This is a genomic window from Galbibacter sp. PAP.153, assembly GCF_037029175.1.
Lineage (GTDB): Bacteria > Bacteroidota > Bacteroidia > Flavobacteriales > Flavobacteriaceae > Galbibacter > Galbibacter pacificus.
This window is the reverse complement of sequence record NZ_JAZEUN010000027.1, coordinates 16,717-35,074: the sequence shown is the minus strand read 5'-3', so window position 1 is coordinate 35,074 and position 18,358 is coordinate 16,717. Positions and strand designations below refer to the sequence as shown.

The 18,358-nt window shown below is 37.0% G+C and carries 14 protein-coding genes and 1 other RNA gene; 4 read left to right on the top strand and 11 right to left on the bottom strand.

The features are described 5' to 3' along the window. Positions 1-13: 13 nt before the first annotated feature. Genes UXI14_RS15595 through UXI14_RS15580 form a run of 4 tightly spaced genes read right to left on the bottom strand, consistent with a single transcriptional unit; the run spans position 14 to position 3,551 of the window. Positions 14-733 carry an HAD family hydrolase gene (locus UXI14_RS15595; protein WP_335966919.1) on the bottom strand — a complete coding sequence of 240 codons (720 nt, stop codon included), beginning with the start codon at positions 731-733 and terminating at the stop codon, positions 14-16. After that, a complete protein-coding gene (kdsB, locus tag UXI14_RS15590) occupies positions 724-1,452 on the bottom strand; it encodes a 3-deoxy-manno-octulosonate cytidylyltransferase (protein ID WP_335966918.1) in 729 nt (242 codons plus the stop codon). The genes UXI14_RS15595 and kdsB overlap by 10 nt, the downstream gene beginning before the upstream one ends. Positions 1,453-1,503: 51 nt before the next feature. Continuing rightward, positions 1,504-2,070: a DUF4126 domain-containing protein gene (locus tag UXI14_RS15585; protein WP_335966917.1), complete on the bottom strand. Its 567-nt coding sequence runs from the start codon at positions 2,068-2,070 to the stop codon at positions 1,504-1,506. Positions 2,071-2,120: 50 nt separating this feature from the next. Further along, on the bottom strand, positions 2,121-3,551 hold the full coding sequence (locus UXI14_RS15580; protein WP_335966916.1) for an ATP-binding domain-containing protein: 1,431 nt from the start codon (positions 3,549-3,551) through the stop codon (positions 2,121-2,123). Positions 3,552-3,660: 109 nt separating this feature from the next. On the opposite strand from UXI14_RS15580, the gene UXI14_RS15575 reads away from it, so the two are divergent. The 3 genes from UXI14_RS15575 to UXI14_RS15565 are packed head-to-tail and all read left to right on the top strand — an operon-like array spanning position 3,661 to position 5,656. After that, positions 3,661-4,308: a hypothetical protein gene (locus UXI14_RS15575; RefSeq protein ID WP_277900861.1), complete on the top strand. Its 648-nt coding sequence runs from the start codon at positions 3,661-3,663 to the stop codon at positions 4,306-4,308. Beyond that, positions 4,289-5,119, top strand: a complete 831-nt coding sequence (locus UXI14_RS15570) for a DUF3822 family protein (protein ID WP_335966915.1) — start codon at positions 4,289-4,291, stop codon at positions 5,117-5,119. The genes UXI14_RS15575 and UXI14_RS15570 overlap by 20 nt, the downstream gene beginning before the upstream one ends. Continuing rightward, the gene (locus UXI14_RS15565; RefSeq protein WP_335966914.1) at positions 5,120-5,656 is read left to right on the top strand and encodes an RsmD family RNA methyltransferase; all 537 of its coding nucleotides are present in this window, start codon (positions 5,120-5,122) and stop codon (positions 5,654-5,656) included. 63 nt (positions 5,657-5,719) lie between these two features. On the opposite strand, the gene UXI14_RS15560 is transcribed toward UXI14_RS15565, so the two are convergent. From UXI14_RS15560 to rnpB, 6 genes are all read right to left on the bottom strand, one after another. Further along, complete coding sequence (locus UXI14_RS15560; protein WP_335966913.1) at positions 5,720-8,239, bottom strand: phospholipase C, phosphocholine-specific; 2,520 nt, start codon at positions 8,237-8,239, stop codon at positions 5,720-5,722. Between the two features lie 113 nt (positions 8,240-8,352). Further along, positions 8,353-9,885, bottom strand: a complete 1,533-nt coding sequence (locus tag UXI14_RS15555) for a SusD/RagB family nutrient-binding outer membrane lipoprotein (RefSeq protein ID WP_335966912.1) — start codon at positions 9,883-9,885, stop codon at positions 8,353-8,355. A 4-nt stretch (positions 9,886-9,889) separates the two neighbouring features. Beyond that, the gene (locus UXI14_RS15550; RefSeq protein WP_335966911.1) at positions 9,890-13,264 is read right to left on the bottom strand and encodes a SusC/RagA family TonB-linked outer membrane protein; all 3,375 of its coding nucleotides are present in this window, start codon (positions 13,262-13,264) and stop codon (positions 9,890-9,892) included. A 13-nt stretch (positions 13,265-13,277) separates the two neighbouring features. Continuing rightward, positions 13,278-14,339, bottom strand: coding sequence for a FecR family protein (locus UXI14_RS15545; RefSeq protein ID WP_335966910.1), 1,062 nt, complete (start codon positions 14,337-14,339; stop codon positions 13,278-13,280). A gap of 47 nt (positions 14,340-14,386) precedes the next feature. Continuing rightward, positions 14,387-15,028, bottom strand: coding sequence for a sigma-70 family RNA polymerase sigma factor (locus UXI14_RS15540; protein WP_335966909.1), 642 nt, complete (start codon positions 15,026-15,028; stop codon positions 14,387-14,389). Between the two features lie 228 nt (positions 15,029-15,256). Beyond that, positions 15,257-15,580: RNase P RNA component class A (rnpB, locus tag UXI14_RS15535), an RNA gene on the bottom strand. Between the two features lie 98 nt (positions 15,581-15,678). Here rnpB and UXI14_RS15530 point away from each other — a divergent pair. Continuing rightward, the gene (locus UXI14_RS15530; protein WP_335966908.1) at positions 15,679-17,403 is read left to right on the top strand and encodes a DNA polymerase III subunit gamma/tau; all 1,725 of its coding nucleotides are present in this window, start codon (positions 15,679-15,681) and stop codon (positions 17,401-17,403) included. Between the two features lie 75 nt (positions 17,404-17,478). Here the strand turns inward: UXI14_RS15530 and UXI14_RS15525 are convergent, their stop codons facing one another. Next, on the bottom strand, positions 17,479-18,351 hold the full coding sequence (locus UXI14_RS15525) for a DMT family transporter (protein WP_335966907.1): 873 nt from the start codon (positions 18,349-18,351) through the stop codon (positions 17,479-17,481). Between the last annotated feature and the right edge of the window lie 7 nt (positions 18,352-18,358).

Here is an 18,358-nt window from a genome sequence, read left to right as displayed (position 1 = left end):
CAGTTTTTTGTTATTAACGATGTACTTCTTCCATTTCCATCAATTGAAGGACATCTTTTATTTTTTCTACTTTTATATAGGTACCGTTATCTTCTTCATTTTTTACCATTTCGTGTACCCATGTGGTATGGAAGGGAACGTGAATTGCTTTGGCCCCAATATTTACCAACGGTAACACGTCTGACTTCAAGGAATTTCCTATCATTAAAAACTCCTTGACGTCTATTTCTAAATGATCTAATAAATTTTTATAGTTTTCTTCTTTCTTATCACTTAAAACTTCTATATGGTGAAAATATTTTGAAAGTCCGGATTTTTCTAGTTTTCGTTCTTGATCCAGCAAGTCGCCTTTTGTTAAAAGGATAACCCGGTATTTTTGCGATAAAGCCTGCAATACTTCCTCTACACCATCCAACAGTTCAACTGGTTTATTGATCATCTCTTTACCTAGATTCAAAATTTTGGAAATGGTTGCATTGTTTACCTTGTTATTTGACAAATCTATGGCACTTTCTATCATAGAAAGCATAAAACCCTTAATTCCGTATCCATAGGTCTCCAAATTCTGCATTTCCATTTTAAAGAGCTCTTGGTCGATTTTGTTTTCTGTTTCGTAAGACGAAAGCAGTTTTGCAAACTCGTGTTCGGCATCCCTAAAATAGGTTTCGTTTACCCACAAGGTATCATCGGCATCAAAGCCGATAATTTTTATTTCCTGATAATTTATTTCCATACTTTTTTGGCTCTTTCAAGGTCTTCCGGGGTGTCTATTTCTATACCTTCGCTATCGGTTTCCACCATTTTTATTTTCTTTCCATATTCTAAATAACGAATAGCCTCAATTTTTTCGGTAGCTTCCAAAGAGCGCATGGGCAACCGCTGAAAATCTACAATTGCCTGTTTTCTAAATGCATATACACCTTTATGTTTAAAATATCTTACATGGATGTTTTTATCTCTTGGATATGGAATGGGAGAACGGGAAAAGTACAAGGCAAACCCACGCTCGTCGGTAATTACTTTTACGGTATTGGGGTTGCTTATTTCTTCCCAATCTTCAATTTTGGTCATAAGAGAGGCCAAATCAATTTCCTTTTGGACATCTTCCTTAAAAACCTCTATTACTTTTTCCAGGCTTTCCCTATCGGTAAAAGGCTCATCGCCCTGTACATTGACAACGATATCCACATCCATGTTTTCAACAGCTTCGGCTATTCTATCGCTGCCACAATCGTGCTCTTTTATACTCATAATAGCTTTTCCGCCATTATTTTCAATTTCCTTAAAAATAATATCGCTATCGGTTACCACAAAAACATCGTCGAAAAGGCCGGTATTTACGGCTGCCTTGTAGGTGCGTAAAATTACAGTCTCGCCCCCGAGGTCCTGCATAAGCTTTCCGGGGAATCGTGAAGCGGCATATCTGGCCGGTATCATTGAAATTATCTTCATTAGTTGAAAAACCTTTATGAATTAACAAAAATAAGAGATAAAATTGAGAATTTAGTTGCTCTTACCCCCTAGTTTTTTATAAAACCAAAATATAAACATTAAAATAATGATAACCAACACAATAGCTATTATTGGTAAAAATATGGCCACCAAGGACAATGCTATGGAACCGCCTGTTTCCACCGTTGAAACAACGGGATTTCCAAGTCCCGCCGTTGCTACCGACGACGTTACCCTTGTTCCTGCCGAGGCCCCTTTTACAATACTGGCCGTTCCCCCACCGGCAATAATTGCCAATGCCCATGTTACAACCGGGGAAAGCTCTGCCATGGTAGACACCATGACCGCTGTCCCAGCTATTGCTGCCAATGGTACCGCAATGGTATCTAACAAATTATCTATAAAAGGGATATAATAGGCAAAAATTTCCAGTACCATAGCCACCGCCAAGGCTATCAATGCCGGAACAGAACCAATCCATTCCCAGTGCTCGCTTAAATTTATAATATCGAAATGACCGACCAGACTTAAAACAAACAATGGCAGGAAAACCCTGAACCCAACGGAAGCCGCCAGACCGATACCCAGAAAAATACTTATAATAGCTTCTGATGTCATTCTTTTTTATATATGGGTAAAAAATGTTATTAAATGTAAGCATTTTACTTTTAATGGATGTCGGCAAAAAAATTATCTTTAAAACCAATTAAATACAATTTGTCTTTTGCCCTTGTTACGGCGGTATATAGCCACCGCAAATAATCTTTGTCTACCCCGTTTGGCAAATATGGCTGTTCTACAAATACCGTATTCCATTGTCCTCCCTGGCTTTTATGGCAGGTAACCGCATAGGAAAATTTTACCTGGAGCGCATTGAAATATTTGTTGTTTTTTACTTTTAAGAATTTTTTGTACTTGGACGTTTCGTCTTCATAATCTTTCATGACTTCTTGATATAGCCTGTTACCATCTTCATAGGAAAGTGAAGGCGAATTAACATCCAACGTATCAAGGAGCAGTACGGTTTCAAAAGGTTTCATGTTGGGGTAATCTACCATTTGTACTTTTACTTCAGCAAACTTAAACCCGTACAGTTCCTTTATGGCGAAGATCTCAAGCACTTCGATTATATCGCCATTGGCAATAAATCCAGCTTCAGAAGACGTTTTTACCCAATAATAATTGTTCTTTACTACCATTAAATAGTCTCCGGCAGCCAATTCATTGTCCAAAAAAAGTATCCTGCTCCTTATTTGCTGGTTGTACATATTTGCCCTTTTATTGGACCGCACGATAATGGCCGTTTCTTCTTTGCCGTCTTCGCTGTACGACTGGTTGATGGCATCCTGTATTTCATAACCGTCGATTAGCCGGACAATATCTGTAAAATCCTTTACGTGAAATTGAAAATCATTGGCGTAATCGTCCTGCAATTGTTCCCTTAAATTGGTGGCGTTTAAAAGTATTCCCGAATTTAATTGCTGCCTAACCACTTCGTCCAGTTCTATTTTTTTTACTTCCTTATTATAGTTAAGCGAAAGTTTGTTCTCGTCAAGAGCCGGGCTCAGGTATAAATTCACGGGCGGCAATTGTGCGGTGTCGCCTATAAGGATGAGTTTGCAGTTATGTCCGGAATACACATACATCATTAAATCGTCGAGCAAGGAACCGTTCTCGAAAATTTTAGAGTCGGCGGGCGAATCGGGAATCATGGAAGCTTCATCTACAATAAATATGGTGTTTTTATGTTTATTGGGCGCCAGGACAAACTTTACCCCGCCCCCACTTTGTTTTCTCGGGAAATAAATATGCTTGTGAATTGTAAAGGCCGTCCTGCCCGAATAGTTGGTAATTACCTTGGCCGCCCTTCCTGTGGGTGCCAAAAGCACCGATTTTCGCATCGTTTTCCACAAATTATGGACCATTGCACCAATTATGGTAGTTTTTCCGGTACCGGCAAACCCTTTCAGCAAAAACACCTCTTCCCTTTCTTCGGAATATATAAAATCTGAAAGTTGTTGAAGCACAACATCTTGCTTGTGCGTTGGGCTGTGTGGGAATTCTTCTTTTAGTAACTTATAAAATGATGCAGCGTCCATAAAATCCATTTATCGTTCAAAATTAGTGATGTTTTTTTTGGCTATCTCTTTCATGAATGAAAAAAAATTGTAGATTTGCGTAAAACCTCTTTAATTCAAAAATTAAAAAATGAAGACAGTAATACAAATTGTCCTTTGGCTTTTAAGTATTTTTTTCGCGTATCAAATTTATACTTCTGTAATGGGGCCAATAAAATTTGACAAAGTAAAAAAAGAAAGATATTCGGCCGTAATCGATAAGTTAAAAGATATTAGGGATGCTCAGGAAGCATACAGAACTGTAACCGGTAAATTTGCTAAAGATTTTCCTAGTTTGATCAAATTCATCGATACAGCTCAGTATACACTTACACAACAAAGGGACTCTTCTTATATGGAATACGATGAAACCTACCGTATCGACATGGAAAGAGAGGTTAAAGTTATTGATACTTTAGGATTTGTACCTGTTAAGGATTCTTTATTTGGAGGTTCTGATTCTTACAAAAACCTTGCAACGGTTCCTTATGCAGAAAACAACGAGAAATTCACCATGGATGCCAAGATGATCAATGCAAACGGATTTAACGCTCCTGTTTTTGAGGTGAAGGTTAACAAATCTGTTTTACTGTACGATCAACCAAAAGATCTTGTGGATCAGGAAAAATCTGCTATTTCAGTAGAAGAAGTTAATGGTCCTGAAATTAAAGTAGGTAGCCTTACAGAAGTAAGCACAAGTGCAAACTGGCCACCATATTATGACACTAAAAAAGAGTAGTAACATACTAGATAAATCATTTAAAGAACTGTCCATTCAAGTTAGCTTGAGTGGACTTTCTTTTTGTATTGCAGATAGCGCCTTAAACGAAATTGAAACCATAGATACCGTTAGTTTTGACAAAAAGGCGAACGCAGAAAGCCTTTTGGCACATCTGGAAAACTGGTTTGACAAAGATTCCATAAAAGGGAGCTCCTTCAACAAAATTGTTGCGGTTCATGAAAACGAGCTATCGTCGTTTGTGCCAAAATCCCTTTTTAACGAAAGCAATCTTTCTGATTATTTAAAATATAATGTCAAAATTTTAGAAAACGATTACATTAATTACGACGAGCTTAAAGAGCACGATATGTATAATGTATATGTGCCCTTTACCAATGTAAACAATTACCTTTTTGAAAAATTTGGCGATTTTGAATACAAACATTTTTCTACCGTATTGGTAGAAACGCTTATCAACAACGCCAAAAAAAGCGACCCAAAAACCATTTATGTACACATAGATAGCATGCATTTTGAAATAATTGTGCTGGACCAAAAGAAATTGGTTTTATACAACACCTTTCAATACCTTCAAAAAGAAGACTTTATTTATTACTTGCTTTTTACAATTGAACAACTTCAGCTAAACCCCGAGGAAACTCCTACCTTTTTGCTTGGCAATGTTTCTGAGGAAAGCGAATTGTACAAAATTGCCTATAGGTATATAAAAAACCTAAAAATCGGGGAAGCTTATTACCCGCCAAAACTAAACAATGTTATAGAAAAGCTCAACGCCCCTAAAACACTTGTTTTATTAAACAGTTTATAAATGCGCATTATTTCTGGAAAATACAAAGGAAAAAGGTTGATTGCTCCAAAAAAATTACCCGTAAGGCCCACGACCGATTTTGCCAAGGAAGGTTTGTTCAATATTCTTAACAATCAATTTTATTTTGACGAGTTAACCGTTTTGGATCTTTTTGCCGGTACCGGAAATATTAGTTTTGAATTTGCCAGCAGGGGCGTACCAAAAATTACTTCGGTCGATGTACATTCGGGCTGCGTGCAATACATAAATAAAATAAAAAGTGAACTGGAATTTCCCATACAGTCAATTAAAAGCGATGTATTTACCTATTTGGAAAAATCCATCCAAAAAGCAGACATTATCTTTGCAGATCCACCATACGACATACCATTGACGGAATTTACCAAAATCCCCATGCTGGTAAAAAAGAACGGGCTTCTTGAAGAAGATGGTATTTTAATTATTGAACATGCCAAGCAAACCGACCTCAGTGAAATTGACGGATTTACCGAAAAGCGAAAATACGGGAGCAGCGTTTTTAGCTTTTTTGAATTTTAACAAAAAAATTCCGCAATGCAATAAAACATTTGCGGAATTATAATTCAGCTCAACCCAAATTATTTATTGTACCCTACCCATGTACGGGTCGGTTTTAGATGCTTTACCCACTTCAACCCTACCAGCGTATCTTCTTTTAAATGTATTATTGCCTTCAACCGTTAGTTTAAAATCATACCAGTTGTAATTTTTATTTACATCTAAAATAATTGTTTCACGCTTTCCTGCTTTCACAACTATATGTTGCATTTCTTGCCCATACGAACAATCTTCGAGAACTACTTTATGCAACTTGTTGGAATTATTGGTTATGTGCAGCATAATATTACCAGAAACCCTTTTTACGCGCTTGGTGTTTTTTTCATAGCCAAAATCGATATTCAAATCGGGGTCGTTTGCATTTCCTTGCAACGCTCTATAAAATCCGTTAGGCCCGTACACAGATAATTGATATTCCTCTTCTCTAAAATCTTTCAGGCTCCAATTATTCAATAATTTATCCCCGGGTTTTACCGTTATAGGCCAATTAAACGTTGACTGTACATTTTTTCGATTAAAAGCATATACATTAAACGGCGCGCCTTTGGCTTTTTCTCCAAAAATATTATTGGATGCTTCAAAAAATACTTCAACCCCCAGTGTATCCATGTTAAGTTTTCCGTCCACATACAATTCATATGTCAAGGCGCATGAATCTTTAACACCCGGCTCTTGTTGTGGTAAAAAATCGGCTTTCATTATAGCCTTCTTGGCCGTGGAAATTTCATCATCGGACAATTCCCTGTAATTTGAAGGTAATTTTTTAGCTCGGGCATTTACGACTTCTCCCATAAATTCATTCCGTTTTACAAAATCAGAAAATTTAAAATCATATTCCGTAAAAGTTCTAAAGGCAGAAGTTAAATCTCCGGAAACGCATCTGCGCCATTCGCTAATATTGGTTTCTTTTACATCTTTACCATATTTATTTTGTATGAAATTTTCCATCAATTGAATGGTCGATGTTATATCGCACACTTCCGAATTTACCCAACCGCCACGCGTCCATGGAGATGCCACCACCATTGGTACACGGTAACCTAGCCCTACCGGGCTTTCCCTTGCGTTATTTTCGTTAACCCTATTTTTTGCCAGTTCTTCCTTTAGTGTTACGTATTCTTGATGAAGGTCCATCCCCTTGGATGCCAAATGAGCATCTTTAGGATTGGGAGCCACAAATGGCGGAACATGATCGAAATAACCATCGTTTTCATCGTATGTTAAAATAAATATGGTCTTTTTCCATACTTCTGGATCTTTGGTAAGAATGTCCAAAACCTCAGAAACATACCATGCTCCAAACCATGGGGCGCTTGGATGATCTGAAAATTTTTGGGGTGCCACCAACCAAGAAACCGTTGGCAGGGTTCCGGCATTGACATCTTTTCTAAATGCATCCAGAATATCTCCTTTAGGGACCTTTAAGGTTTCCTTTTCACCTTCAATTTCAACAGCTATTTCTTCCGTTTCATGATAATCTGGATCATTGCTATTTGTTACAAATGCCCTTTGGTGTAATTGTTTTTGATAATCGGAAAGCTTTTCAAAGTTTAACGGGTTCCAACGTTCACTTTCTTCCTGTACATGCTTTAATTTAGCCTTCTTTTCTTCTAATTCGTTTTGTAGCGGCTGAACCTTGCTTTTTGGTGTTTCTTTAATTTTTTCCTCTAAATCATCAATCTCCACAGGTAAATCATTAAGACTATTTTTTAGGTAATTTTGATACCCTTTTGTATAGCGGATATTAAATTGAGAATACCATTCTAAATTATTATCGGTAAAATTGGCAAGATAAGATTCGTCTTCACCTTCCAAGCCGTTGTAAAAGCTTATTTCATTTTGATATACTTTCCACGGAATATCGTGATCCTGCAATCTTTCGGGAAAGGTTTTCCAGTTTATTTCCCTGTCCCAGCCCACCTCCGAATTTCTTACATGAGCAAACCCATCCTTATCCTTATGGGTTCCCGACCAAAAAAACAGCCTATTAGTGGTTGTTCCGGTAAGCGAAGAACAAAAATGTTGGTCAAACACCGTAAAGGCATCTGCAAAAGCATAATAAAACGGCAGGTCCTCTCTGTTATAATATCCTAAGGTAAAAGGAATATCTTTATACTCCTTTCTTCCTGGCTGCTTTGCAAACAGCCATTTATCGTATTTTCCATTATTTCTTGCATCCACTTGATCTGTCCACGAATGTGGCAATCCGCCCATCCAAGTCGCCTTAGTTTCTTTCATGTTTAGGAGAAATGGTGCAAAAGTCCTTCCTTTTTCATCGTGCTGCAACCATACCGGGTTTTCATTAGGTAATTTTATTGCCCGCGGATCGTTAAAACCCCTTACCCCTCTTAAAGATCCATAACAGTGGTCGAACGATCTATTTTCCTGCATTAACAGTACAATATGTTCGGCATCGTAAAAATTAGAACCTTTTTCGGGGTCGATCTGCAATGCCCGTTTTATTGAATTTGGAAACGTAGGCAAAACACTCATCCCGCCCGTAAACAATGTTGCTTTTTTTAAAAAGTCTCTTCTGGTATCCATTTTTAGGTTTTCTTTAAATGAAAGTAGTAAAAAAGTGAATTCTACATTAATTTTATTATAATTAATATATTTTAATTGAAGAATTTACCTGATTATAATACAACTGATAAGCCTTACTGAAGTATCCACATAATTCCATTATTATCATCCCCCCCGTTATATTGCCTGTTTGTTGCTTCATTTACATGCTCTAGGTTATATTGCACTTCATCGGATGGGTACATCCATCTAACAGGTAATTTATTGGAGGGTTCGTTTTGATTACTTGCCGGATTGATTTCAAAATACGGATATCCGGTCCTGCGGTTTTCAAAGAAAGCGCTTAATGGCGACTGTAAGAAGGTGCTTAAATATTTTTGAGTGATAATTTGTTCCATTTGAGTATTTGGATCGGAGCTCAACTTTACCTCAGCACTTTCTATGTATGCCTCAATATAATTATCTGTAATATCCATACCGTGGTTATACGTATTTATTGGTGTATTATCCCTTACATACTCCATTGCCGCTTTTACCCCTTGATTATAGTGTTCTTCGGGGGTTTCACCAACCCAGCCTCTTACGGCAGCCTCGGCCAACATAAACTCTACTTGGGCATAACTTAATAGATAAACCGGTTCTCCTTCGGGGGTTTCTTTATATCTTAAATTTATATCTGAATAATCTTTTGACGAAGAAATAGAACTTACCGCCGAGTATTCTAAAGAGGGTTCTACCCCAACATATGCATCAAAATCTGAATCCGATAGGCCTTCTTCTATTTTTACAGGTGATGGTTCTGTGTAATAAAACAACCTGTAATCGTTCAATATTTTTAGCTTATCAATCAAAACACTTGAAACCATTGGATAAATTACAAATTGATTACCTTGCTTGAAGAAAGGGTACATTTGATTTTGTTGATTGGAATATACCAAACTGAAATTATCTTCATTATTACTGAAAATAGGTCGGTTACTTACAATATCTTTAAACTTCTGAGCCACATTTAAATCGCTATCTCCGGTTTTCTTGTGTAAATTGATTAATACTTTTAACTGAAAAGAATTTACCATTTTACGCCATTTGTTTACATCACCTCCATAGATTATATCGCCATCAAACTGGCTGGCATTTGCAAAAAGGTTGTCTGCTAGGTCCAGTTCCTTTAAAATACCAATAAAAATATCTTTTTGGGTATCGTAAGTAGGTTTGGTATCTCCCTCTGTTTCACCTTTAATTGCTTCACTGTATGGCATATCTCCAACTTGAATTGTTAAATTGAAGAAATAATAAGCCCTGATAAAATATGCCAATCCGGTATAGGCGTTCTTTTCCCCTTCTTTTAAATCTTGAGATAATTCCATCATTTTCTGGGCATCGGTTAAGCGTGTCATGTCGCTAAAACTGGCCCTGTTCAAACGGTTGTATTGTGCATCCTCCGGATATTCGCTCCATAAAATATACTTATCCCTCATAAAAGGCAACATGAATCCTTTTTCGCTTCCTATATCGTCGTTTGTTATATTCAAAATAAGCTTTGTGGCCAACATTTGAGGCGTTACAGATGATATCCCATCTGGGTTCGTGTTAATTTTGTCCATATCTGCACATGCGCCACAAAATATCAATATACTTGCAAATGCAATTTTATATATAGTTTTCATAATATTATTTTTTAGGTCCTTTAGCTAGTGTTTGTAATTTTATGTTCAATCCAACAAACCGTTGTGACGGAGAGGATAGATCACTATCCGAATTCCAGTCGGGGTCTGCAAATTCAAAATCTTTAGTAATCAAGAAAACGTTTTGAGCCGTCAACGCAATTGTTGCATTGGCTACTCCAATTTTTTCACTTACATCTTTAGGCAATGTATATCCAAAAGACAATTCTCTTAATTTAGCAAACGTGGCATCTTTTGCGCCCAAGCTTCCGTCTCCATACCTTCTTGCGTAGGTTTCATATGATACTGGAGTGTCGTTTGGTGCAAAAACCCTGGTATCTTCCATTATTTGTCCATATTGGTCGTAACTAACTTCTCCCGAAACTACTTTAACTCCATTGCCAACAAACGACTCGTTTCCATTTACAACTTCATCGTACCTCCATTGATTGTCGCTATCGGGATGAGAGCCAGTATCCCACATTTTGTACGATGTATAATTGTATAAAGTTCCGCCAACGCGCCCATCAAAACTTAAATACAAACTAAAGTCTTTGTAGTTAAACGTATTGGTGAATCCCCATAAAAAATCCGGATCGCTATAATCTAAAAATGTTGTATAATTACTCCTAATCGGTAATCCACCCGTATTGTAGACAACATTTCCCTGCGGATCCCTCTCCCAATCCTGAATGGTATAATTATCTACTCTACCGCCTTTTTTTACCCATAAATTATCAGATGAATACACTGGATCCAAATCTTTATAATAGGCATGTGTTTTCGACCAGTTCAAGGATACGTCCCAACTAAAATTTTCAGACTTGACAACGCCTGCATTTAGTGTGAATTCCAAACCTCTGCGCTCTATTGTTTCATCAATATTAATCAATGTTTCATTAAACCCTGACGAAGATGGTATTGGGGTAGATACTTGGCGATTGTATGTGTAAATGTTATAATATGCCATGTCCAGCATAATTCTGTTTTTAAACAAATATGCGGCTGTTCCAAACTCCCATGTTCTGCTTGTTTCTGGCTCTACAATAGACGTTTTTATGGTTGAAGGATATGCTGCTGTATTATAGCCGTCCCATACACCAAGGTTTACCGAATAATTTACGTTGGTATCGTAAACACCTAAATCTTTTTTAGATACAGTCCAGGAGCCCCTTACCTTCCATAAATCCAACCATGACGGATTTAAGCCCAATTCGGTCAACAATAAGCTTCCGGCTACCGAAGGATAAAAATAAGACCGCGAAGACGAAGGCAACGTAGAACTCCAGTCGTTTCTTCCGGTTACATCAACAAAAAAAGTATCGGCATAAGCAAAAGAAGCCAGCCCTAAAAAGCTATTTACTTGTTTTCTGTATGTTGAAGTTGCCACATCGGGACGTTCTACCGAATTGTTTAAAGAATAAATACCCGGAACCACAAGTCCGTTACGGGTAGAAGCCATATTATACTGATCTTCATATTTATAAATCGACACTCCAGTTGTTAGGTCTATATCAAAGTTTTTAATCAGGTCTTCTTTAGCATAGTTAAACAACACATCCGAGTTTAAACTATACCCCCTATATTGCTCCTGCTTATACAAACCGTTTACGTACCATCCTCTGGTTGAATTGATCCCGGCCGGGTTTTGAGTATTGGATTCATTGGAATAAAAATCGTAGCCGATTCTCCCGGTCAGTTTAGCCCCTTCAAAAAGTTTATAATCGGCAGTAATGTTTACATTAGTTATATTTTGTTCATCGCTTTTCAGTTTTTCATATGCAATTAAATAAGGATTATCGTACCAAGCTTGATAATGCCAATTTTGTTGTTCATTAGGTATAACCCAATAGTCCCTATATTTTGAGAGCTCATACTCTGGCCCTGTCCATAGCAATATTTGATACATATAGCCTTGCGAACCATAACCCGCTCCGGTGGTTTGTGGAGCCATACTTCTGTTATAACCTAGGTTTGCTTTTATATCAAAGTTATCGCTAAGGTTTAGCGTTCCCGAAACATTAAAATTAAACCTGTTTAGCTTTAAGTTTGGATATTGCCCTTTATTTAAAACATGGGTAAAAGAAGTTCTAATTGAACCTATGTCTCCTGTTCGTGCAAAACTAATATTGTTGTTTACAATAAAGCCGGGCTGTAAAAAATCGTTAAAATTATCTTTTCCACGAGACGTAAGTGGCATGTTCTCATATTGCTTTGTTTCTGGATTCCATTGTTCGGCCATGATACCTATATCCAATTTTTGCCCCCATACATAATCTGTAGCACTATAAGTTCCCCCTAAACCTGCACTGTACGAAGATTGCACTTCGGGAAGGGCCAAATACCCTGCAAAGAACATATTATTACTGTTTATGCTCAAGCCATTTCCGCCACTTTTGGTTGTTATAATTACAGCTCCCCCGCTTCCCCTGGCACCATATAATGCCGAAGCAGTTGCTCCTTTAAGCACGCTTATTTCTTTAATATCATCCGAGGCTACATCAGATAAATTCATATTTCCATAAGGAACACCATCTATTACCAATAAAGGGTTCGAGGTACCGCCACGCAACCTAATATCGGGAGACTCATTAAACTCTGTACTATTTTGAATCCAAAGACCTGCTACTTTACCCGATAAAGAAGTGGCCACGTCTACCCCTTTTACCTCCTGAACCTGATCGCCTCCAATTTTTTGAACGGCATATCCAAGCGATTTTTCCTCACGCTTAATTCCAAGCGCAGTTACTACAACTTCATCCAGTTGCTGGGTATCTTCTTGTAAAGCAACATTTATTAGTTTTCGGTTATTTATCTTCTCTTCAACTGGTTTAAACCCCAAATAACTAAATACAAGAATATCCGTTGGGGTGTTTACCTGTATTTCGTAATTGCCTTCAAAATCAGAGGTAACCCCAATACTTCCATCTTTTAATTGTACCGTTACCCCTGGTAATCCTAAACCATCTGCCGAGGAAGTTACTTTTCCTTTAATTATTATCGGGTCTTGCTTTAAAGCTTCTTTTAAGCCTACGTTTATAATATTGTCTATTTGCTTAAAACTTAAACCTAGTTGGTATGAAACCTCTAATAATAGGTTTTTGATGGTAATTTTTTCTTTTTTTAAACGAACCGTCTGCTTTTCGTTCACCAATACTTTATCGTAAAAAAAGTTAACCTCAACATTATCTTCTACAATTTTAAAGATATCTTCAAGTTGATAAACTTCTTTTTTAAGGGCCACCCTATATTTGGTCAAGTCAATATTACTTTGATTCTTGGGTACATTTGCCATTAGTCCAAGGGAAAAAAAACAAGGTAACAAAAAGCACAATACCTGCTTCCTGCACAAATACCTGCTTTTAATAGTGATTTGTTTCATAATTTAAATTAGTTTAATTATTAATGTATATGGTTATTTGATTGTTATCCATTCTGTATTTTATCTTACGGGCAAACTCAAGGCTTTTCATTACATTCTCGATACTTTGCTTTTTAAACATCCCATTAATTTTCCATGGCCCGTTGGTATTTCCAACAACGCTTATATCCACATTGTACCACCTTTCTATTTTTGCAATGAATTCTGTTAAACCACAATCCTCGAATACTAACACTCCATCTTTCCAGCCGAAATAATCAACTTTATCATATTTGTTTATTTCCACTTTTTTAAAATTTTTCTGTATGTCGATTTTTTCGTTTGGTTGTATAAAAAAACTGCTCTTACCATTAATTTTATCAAGAGTTTCTACTGCAACAGAGCCACTCTCTAGCGCTACGGTATAAAATTCCATTTCGGGATAAGATCTTATATTAAAAGTTGTACCGTGAACAATGGTCTTAATACCATTTGTGCTAACAGTAAATTTTTTATCGGGATTGTGCGTTACCTTAAAATATGCCTCTCCTATCACTTCCACATTCCTGCTTATAGAATTAAAAGCCGAAGGGTAAACAAGCTTGCTTTCTGCATTTAGCACGACAATGGTACTATCTGGAAGCAGCACTGTTTTTTGTTCGCCCCTGTTTGTTGCCACTTCGATAACTGAGGCCATATTTTCTTTTGTAAGAATGGATGGATTATTTGTGCTTTTTATTAATGGATAAATTGTTATTACAAGCGCAAAAATGGCGGCTGCACTTGCTATCCAAATAACATTTTTTAAAAGCTTCCCATTTTTGGCTTTGGTATTCTTTTTCCTGCCTTCTTTATTATTGAGGACTTTAAGTATGTTTTTTAAAATTTCATCTTTTTTTTCTGAAGATATTTTTTCTGCTTTAAAAGCAGATTTTTCGATGATAGATTTTGCGGTAGAAATTGACTGTTTGTCTTTTGGGTTTGCTTCCAGCCATTTTTCCCAAAATACATTTCCAGCCTCTGTAGGATTGTGTACCCATTTTACAAAGTGCTCATTCTTCAAAAAAAAGTCAATATCGTGTTTTTTATCCTCCAAAGCTTCTTGCCGTTTATAGTATAGACAATAAAGCTTTTATAATGACATCACTTTTTTGAAACTTTTTTTTTAATCTTCTTGATTACCTTGTATACCATATTTCTAGCAGACTTAACATTACTGAAATTCAACACCTCTTTTATTTCGTTGTAACTCATCCCTAAATGAAAGTAATAGTACACAACTTCTCTGTACTTTTTAGGCAAGGTTTTTAGTGCTTCTTCAACTTTTTGAATATCCATTCTTTTCTGTTCGTTCAACATTATCACTTCATCTATTGAAACCGTTATTTCAAAATCAAGTCCTTCCCATAAATTTGTCTTCATTATGGGCTGTTTTTTCTTTTTACTATTGAAAATCCTTCTTTTGAGGCATTGAAATAAAAACGAACGGATAGAATTGGTTATATCGGGTAATTCCTTTCTTTTTTCTCTTAACTGAATGAACATATCTTGAATAAGATCTTCAGTCAACTCCTTATTGCAAAATTGCCTCCCAAAAGAATAAAGCCCATCGATATACTTTTTATATATTATAATAAAAGCATCTTCGTTGCCTCGTTTAAATGCCTTCCATAATTTTTTATCAGAAGAAAATTTTTTTTGGTCATCATTAAAAGCATCATTCTTTTTTTTGGAGAGTGCTGTCTCCTCGGGCTGCTTTATTTTATATGCATTCAGGTTGTACATCCTTGTAGATTCTTTAGAAATAATTGGTTGTCATTCTGACGAATATACAAAAAATAAAAAGCTAAATGAAAATTTAAAATTTATTAATCCTTTCGTAATATTGAATTTTAGATAAAATGTTTTAAAAATAATAACATAACGATAAATTTACAGAGCTTGGCAGCAATTTATTTATACAACTGTTAAATAGGGATTAAAAATGGTATTAAATAAAAAAGTAACCTAGAAGAAAAAAGCAGGCCATAAGCCGGATTCTGTACCTTGAAAAAGATCCTTATCATTTATCTGGACGCTGCATTGCTGCAACGTTCTAGCCGCCTACCCTCCAACATCAGGCGTGCAGCCTTCTCCCGATAGCTATCGGGGCATTGGTATACATGGCGTTGCACCGCATAGAGTTTACCCGATTTCACTACAGCATTACCTGTACATCCTTTCTTTTGCACTTGTCCTGGCCTTTCGGCCGACGGCCGTTAGCCGCTATGCTGCACTGTGGTGTCCGGACTTTCCTCTACAAACTTTAAGGTTTGCAGCGATAAGGTGGCCTGCGGTGCAAAATTAGTGTTTTTAAAATCGATTTTGTTAATAATTAAAGACAAAATAAACTTAAAAAAAGAGGATATAATATTTCTATTTTTATCTTTGTTGTAATGGAACACTTTGTAGTATCAGCTAGAAAATACAGGCCAAAAACGTTTAAAGATGTTGTTGGGCAACAAGCCATTACCAACACCTTGCTTAACGCTATAGACAACAACCATCTGGCCCAGGCCCTATTGTTTTGTGGCCCGAGAGGCGTGGGCAAGACTACTTGCGCTCGTATTTTGGCAAAAAAAATAAATCAAGACGGTACGCAAAACGAAGATGAAGATTTTGCCTTTAATATTTTTGAACTCGATGCGGCTTCCAATAATTCTGTCGATGATATAAGAAGCCTTATCGACCAGGTAAGGATCCCCCCGCAAGTCGGGAAATACAAAGTATATATAATTGATGAGGTGCACATGCTTTCCCAAGCGGCTTTTAATGCTTTTCTAAAAACATTGGAAGAACCGCCAAAACATGCCATTTTTATCTTGGCAACCACAGAAAAGCATAAAATAATCCCGACCATCCTTTCCCGTTGCCAGATATTCGATTTTAAAAGGATTACAGTTAAAGATGCCAAGGAATATCTAAAATATATAGCCGAAAACCAAGGTATAGAAGCAGAAGACGACGCCCTGCATATTATTGCCCAAAAGGCAGACGGGGCCATGCGCGATGCCCTTTCCATTTTTGACCGTGTGGTAAGTTTTACCGGTAAAAACCTGACAAGACAGGCTGTAACCGAAAACTTAAACGTTCTTGATTATCAAACGTATTTCGAGATAACCGATTTAATTTTAGATGGTAACATCCCTAAATTGCTAATTGATTTTAACAACATACTTTCGTTAGGTTTTGATGGCCACCATTTTGTTGCCGGGCTCGCATCGCATTTCAGGGATTTACTTGTTTGCCAAAATGAAGCTACCATACCACTGCTTGAAGTAGGCGACGACACAAAACAAAAATACCTGGAACAAAGTAAAAAAGCTCCAAGGGATTTCCTGCTGGAAGGAATTGAAACCGCCAATTCGTGCGATTTAAATTACCGCAGCAGTAGAAACCAGCGGTTGCTCGTAGAGCTTTGCTTAATGCAATTGGCCTCCATCAATCACGATGGAGAAAAAAAAAAGGGCAGTAACTACATAATCCCCTCCTCTGTATTTAAGAAAGAAGGGACAAAAACGCATCAAAACAACACCGGCAAAGCGCCAGAACAGAAAACTCCAGCACAGGAAATTCCAGAAAAATCCATAGCTGTACCCCAAACAGCAACCGAGACTGAAGAAGAAACAAAGCTCCCTAAAATAAACCTGCAAAACAAAAAAAAGGTTTCGGGGCTTTCGCTTTCCAGCATCAAAAAGAAAAAAGAGCACGAACTGGCCAAAAAAGACCAAACCATAGACGAGGAAAACCTTCCCAAAGATGCTTTTGACGAAGCCACCATGCAAAAATATTGGAATAAGTACGTAAAGAAAATTGAAGAAGGGGGCAAAAAAATATTAAGCGCGGCACTGGGCTCGGATACACCAAGAAAAAAAGGGGAACAAAAAATATGGATAGAACTGGCCAACGATACTTTAAAAAAAGAAGTGGAGCGGGATCAATACCCTTTGATGGAATACCTTAAAAAGAAACTCAATAATTACCATATAGAACTGTATATTACCATCAACGAAGATGTTGAAAAGCAATATGCTTTTACCCCTCAGGAAAAATATGAAAAGCTACGTGAGAAAAATCCTTTGATCGACAAACTTAGAAGGGATTTCGATTTGGATGTTTAATATATGCATCAGCAGGAGTTGCTTTTTTAAAAACCTTTTCAACTTCAACTAAAAAATTATAAATCCGGCATATTATCATGCGCTTCTTTTTATATTCCTGCCACTTTCTATGCATACGGCACTTAAAATTAACATCCCGCCAATAACGGTGTGCCATGCCGGAAACTCGTTTAAGAAAAGTACTCCCATAATTATTCCATAAATAGGCTGCACACTGCTAATTATGCTTGCCGTGGTTGCACTAAAATATTTAAAGCTCATTAACAGCAACGTATGGCCCATGGTCGTGGTAACCAAGGCCAAAAAAGCTATCCCCGGAAGATGTACGGTTATTTCGCGGAAATCTACCACAAAAAGCAACGGCGATAAAATAATTGCGATAACCCATAATTGATGCAACATTAAAACAGATCCGTTGTATTTTTGCACCTTGGGCTTCATTAAAATGTTGCGGAGCGAATAAAAAAACGCCGACGTAACCCCAAACAATACTGCTATAAAATGCTGATTTTTAAAATTTACTTCTGGAACCAAAAAATAAACCCCGGTAATAACCAAGGCCCCCAATGCCATGTGCGACATTTTAAATCTTGTTTTTAAAATAAGGGGCTCCAAAAAAGAAGTAATTACCGGATACGTATATATAGACAACATCCCGATGGCTACGCTCGATAATTTAAGCGCATAAAAGTAAGTAACCCAATGCACGCCAAAGAAAACGCCACAAAGCAGTACCATGCGCCAATCTTTTGTATTGGCTATTTTTAAGCTAAACCCCTTGAACCTACAAAAAAGAAATAAGAACAAGAAAGCAAGAATTGCCCTAAAAAGAATAATTTGTGCAGGCGGCAAAGCAATGTACCTCCCTAATACCCCGGAAGTACTAATTAAAAGTACCGCCAAATTGAGCTGTAAAATATGTTTTAAATGAAACTTATCTTCTGCCAAACTCCAA

Excerpts from the sequence above, each read along its gene's own strand:
- UXI14_RS15595 (WP_335966919.1), bottom strand. The coding sequence starts at position 733 with ATGGAAATAAATTATCAGGAAATAAAAATTATCGGCTTTGATGCCGAT.
- kdsB (WP_335966918.1), bottom strand. The coding sequence starts at position 1,452 with ATGAAGATAATTTCAATGATACCGGCCAGATATGCCGCTTCACGATTC.
- UXI14_RS15585 (WP_335966917.1), bottom strand. The coding sequence starts at position 2,070 with ATGACATCAGAAGCTATTATAAGTATTTTTCTGGGTATCGGTCTGGCG.
- UXI14_RS15580 (WP_335966916.1), bottom strand. The coding sequence starts at position 3,551 with ATGGACGCTGCATCATTTTATAAGTTACTAAAAGAAGAATTCCCACAC.
- UXI14_RS15575 (WP_277900861.1), top strand. The coding sequence starts at position 3,661 with ATGAAGACAGTAATACAAATTGTCCTTTGGCTTTTAAGTATTTTTTTC.
- UXI14_RS15570 (WP_335966915.1), top strand. The coding sequence starts at position 4,289 with ATGACACTAAAAAAGAGTAGTAACATACTAGATAAATCATTTAAAGAA.
- UXI14_RS15565 (WP_335966914.1), top strand. The coding sequence starts at position 5,120 with ATGCGCATTATTTCTGGAAAATACAAAGGAAAAAGGTTGATTGCTCCA.
- UXI14_RS15560 (WP_335966913.1), bottom strand. The coding sequence starts at position 8,239 with ATGGATACCAGAAGAGACTTTTTAAAAAAAGCAACATTGTTTACGGGC.
- UXI14_RS15555 (WP_335966912.1), bottom strand. The coding sequence starts at position 9,885 with ATGAAAACTATATATAAAATTGCATTTGCAAGTATATTGATATTTTGT.
- UXI14_RS15550 (WP_335966911.1), bottom strand. The coding sequence starts at position 13,264 with ATGAAACAAATCACTATTAAAAGCAGGTATTTGTGCAGGAAGCAGGTA.
- UXI14_RS15540 (WP_335966909.1), bottom strand. The coding sequence starts at position 15,028 with ATGTACAACCTGAATGCATATAAAATAAAGCAGCCCGAGGAGACAGCA.
- UXI14_RS15530 (WP_335966908.1), top strand. The coding sequence starts at position 15,679 with ATGGAACACTTTGTAGTATCAGCTAGAAAATACAGGCCAAAAACGTTT.